This is a genomic window from Mycoplasmopsis mucosicanis (genome assembly GCF_006546935.1).
Taxonomy (GTDB): Bacteria; Bacillota_I; Bacilli_A; order Mycoplasmatales; family Metamycoplasmataceae; genus Mycoplasmopsis; species Mycoplasmopsis mucosicanis.
This window is the reverse complement of the sequence record NZ_SMDN01000026.1, coordinates 1-3,447: the sequence shown is the minus strand read 5'-3', so window position 1 is coordinate 3,447 and position 3,447 is coordinate 1. Positions and strand designations below refer to the sequence as shown.

Annotated in this window: 4 protein-coding genes; 2 read left to right on the top strand and 2 right to left on the bottom strand. The window is 26.2% G+C overall.

Annotated features, from left to right (window positions below):
• The coding region (locus E1I18_RS03750; RefSeq protein WP_170218549.1) for a hypothetical protein at positions 1 to 554 on the top strand (554 nt) is incomplete at its 5' end.
• A gap of 9 nt (positions 555 to 563) precedes the next feature.
• Here the strand turns inward: E1I18_RS03750 and E1I18_RS03595 are convergent.
• Together E1I18_RS03595 and E1I18_RS03590 are read right to left on the bottom strand one after the other, a co-directional pair.
• Entirely contained in the window at positions 564 to 800 is a 237-nt protein-coding gene (locus E1I18_RS03595; protein WP_141484223.1) for a hypothetical protein, read from the bottom strand.
• Positions 801 to 816: 16 nt separating this feature from the next.
• Positions 817 to 1,572, bottom strand: coding sequence for a hypothetical protein (locus E1I18_RS03590; protein ID WP_141484222.1), 756 nt, complete (start codon positions 1,570 to 1,572; stop codon positions 817 to 819).
• Between the two features lie 897 nt (positions 1,573 to 2,469).
• On the opposite strand from E1I18_RS03590, the gene E1I18_RS03585 reads away from it, so the two are divergent.
• Positions 2,470 to 3,252, top strand: coding sequence for an IS30 family transposase (locus E1I18_RS03585; RefSeq protein ID WP_141484221.1), 783 nt, complete (start codon positions 2,470 to 2,472; stop codon positions 3,250 to 3,252).
• Positions 3,253 to 3,447 lie beyond the last annotated feature (195 nt).

Genomic DNA, 3,447 nt, shown 5'->3' with positions numbered 1-3,447 from the left:
TAACAAAAGAAGTTGAACATAATTTTTCTGAATATCTTGATTTTGAGCTCGATGAAAAACGAAGAATTTTAAGTGTAACACCAAAGGAAGAATCATTTGAAAAACATATAAAAAACGACGGTTATTGCACCATAGTAACAAACACTGAAAAAACAATTGATGAAGTGCAAAATGCATATCACAATAGAGACAGTATTGAAAAAATGTTTAGATGACTCAAAACTCAAACCAACTTAAATAAAAATTATTCATACACTGATGGAGTTTTAGAATCTAAAACATTTCTAACCTTTATTAGTGGTATTGTGAGGGCCTACATAATGTTTTATTGCAAAGATTTAATAGTGAGAAAGAGAAATGAAACATACAACACAATAATTAATGAATTGACCAAAATTGAAGTGACAAAAATATCGGATACATATCTTCGTAGAAACGCATTTACAGCTAACCAAAAAGAAATTTTAAACGACCTTGAATTAGATACGAGTCAGCTTTTGGAATATGTAAATTCACTAAATTTAAGATTAAAAAATAATGATAATTGCTGTTAGTATAATTTTTTACCGAAAGTTTAGATCACGAAAAGAATTTAATTTAACATTATTAATTTTAAATTCTGGTGATAAATTTTTAAATTCATACTCCTTTTCAAATTTTAATTCTGGATGATTAAGCTTTGTAACATTTAGTTCTTCTTTTGCGCACGAAACTGCTGTGGCAGAGAGAAAAACATAACAAGTTAAAGCTGGAAGGGTAAATAAATATAGTCTAATTTTACTTCGTTTATATCGTTTCATTAATCACCCTAATTTTCTAAACTGTTATTTTAAAAATTTTCTTTACATTTTCATAGTTTACCCTATCTTTCCCTTTTCACCAATGAAATGGATATGAAAAATATTGCCTTAAATCCCCCGAATCTCTCTCAAATTTTGGAGTAAAGTTATCCCAGAAGCCTTTATGTTCTTTTGTTTCTAAAATTCCACATATTCCTAAAGTTTCTAATAAACCAGTAACTTCATCTTTATTTGATGGAAATAGTTTTTCTTTAGCTAATTCATTTCTTAACATAGTTGCTGTTTTCATTTCTTCAAAATTATCTACAAAGAATAAAATTTTCTTTAAAATTTCATAATCTTCTTCTTTTGGAGTTTTTTTCTCCATATTTAAAAATTCAGATAAATAATAATAAGGTTTAGCAATCTCACCCCAAATTCCACCACTATAATATTTTAGCCAATTAAAAAATGTAGCAGTAATTTCTTTTGGAACTTTATATTCTTTCCCTTTATCATGTTTTAACCAACTTCTTGCATAAATATATGAAGGTAAAATATATCTATAATCTAAATCTCTAGTTGATAGGCTATATAAAAAGGCATTAGCTACCTCTTCTAAAGAAACTTTTAAAAATATTTTTTCAAGACTATCAATAAATTCCTTTTCTGTAATAACTATATTTTCTCTAAGTAAAGCTTTTTCTTTTATATATTCTACTTCTTCAATATTTAAACTTGGCTCATTTTCCATATATTTTAAAAACAATCTTTTAGCTTTTTTATCTATCATATTTCATCCTTCAAAGTTTTCTAAAAAATTTTTAATCTCTTTTTTATTATGTAAAATAACCTCTTTATTTTTATATATCTAATAAAACATGGACTTTTATTTCCAACTTCTTCATTTCAAATCTAGGATATGATTAATTTTTAACTCATCTAATGTTTTTTCTAAATTATCATTAATATTAAATTTATTATTATAAATAAATTTTTCAATTGAATTAATGACATCATTATCGCTCTTATTTGCTTCTATTTTAATAGTTTTTTTAATATTTTCTTTATTTTTTTCAGTTAATTTATGATATTTATTTAAAATGAAAAATGGAAAAGTCGAACGTAAAAAAACGCTCGACTTTTAGTTTGTCTCCAATAAAATATAATAAATAAAACAAAAAAAAGGGAGACAAATACATTATATGCTATCTAATACATTAATTACTGAAAAACCAAAAAAAAGGACAAGTTTTTTGCTTAAGTTTTCACATGAGTTATTCTAAAAAAAATAGTCCAACAACACTACTTTGTAAGTAAAAGATTTGTTTATGAGACTAATGAGTTGCTTCATGAGATTTATGCGAGTAGAAAATCATTTAAAAACCATGCATTACAACCTTCTGAAGCAGTTAGTTTTTTAGAAAATCTTAAAAATTTTAAAACTTTTGAACAGATTGCTCGAGAGTACAAAATGGAGGTTAAAACTCTTAAAGAAATACTTAAACTGTGTTGAAATCGAGACTGCAGCTTTTGATAAAAAACACACATTTAAGTGTCAAGTTTGTGGTAAAAATGTTGTCCGATATAAAGCTTTATCACCAAATCGCTACTTAGAAAATATCAATAATTATGGACGACCGCGACAATATAAACACAGTGCTAAAATTCAAAAAAATGACAACCATTTCTGCATTTTATAACTCAAGAAACAAAACAATACAACAAGTATAAAAACGCAAAAAATCTAAGTCTAAGAGTTCCTAAAAAATCTGCACAGCAACTAATTGATGAATTCAAGAAAATATCTAACGAAGATGTTTTTATTCTAACACCTTCTACACTATACAAATTCATGAAAAGAAATGAGTTTATTATCCCATATGATATTTTTACTTATAAGTCTATAGGAAAGTCGTTTAGGTCAAAATCTAAGCGTCATAAACCTAAGAAAAAAACTGTTGGAAAAACAATACATGAACGACCTAAAGAAATCAATGATAGATTAACATTGAATGACTATGAAATGGATACAGTACAAGGAAATATAAAGTCGAAAAAAGTAATACTAACTCTGATAAACCGTTTAACAAGAAAATCGTATGCAATCATCTCAAGTCTCAATGCTAGAGCAATAAAACGAGCTCTTGAAAAATTGATTGCTAGATTTAACCTTAAGATTGATACATTAACAATAGATAATGGCTCCGAAAACTATATGTTAGACAAGATAAAATGTATAAAACAAATTTTTCACACTGATGCATTTGCATCGTCTCAAAAAGGTTCGATTGAGAATATGCATAAACTGATTCGGGAGTATGTTCCAAAAGGAAAATCATTTGACTGTTACAGCGATGATGAAATCTGATCTATGATGGACAAAATTAATAACATAGTTCGACATAATATTAACCAATTTCCATTCCCTATGTCGGCTAATGCAGCTCAAAATTTCTTTCAAAATAATTAAAAGTTTAATGAACAAAACGTAAGATAGATTAGTTGTTCATACAGACAAAAAGCAATAGATACACATACCGCTCCAAACCATTAGACATTAAAAATCAATGCAAATTGATTATTTTGTTATTGACTTTTATTAAAAATTCACATTTTTTAGGAATGCTTTTGCATTTTTTTGCTTAAAATTATTCTAATTAAATTT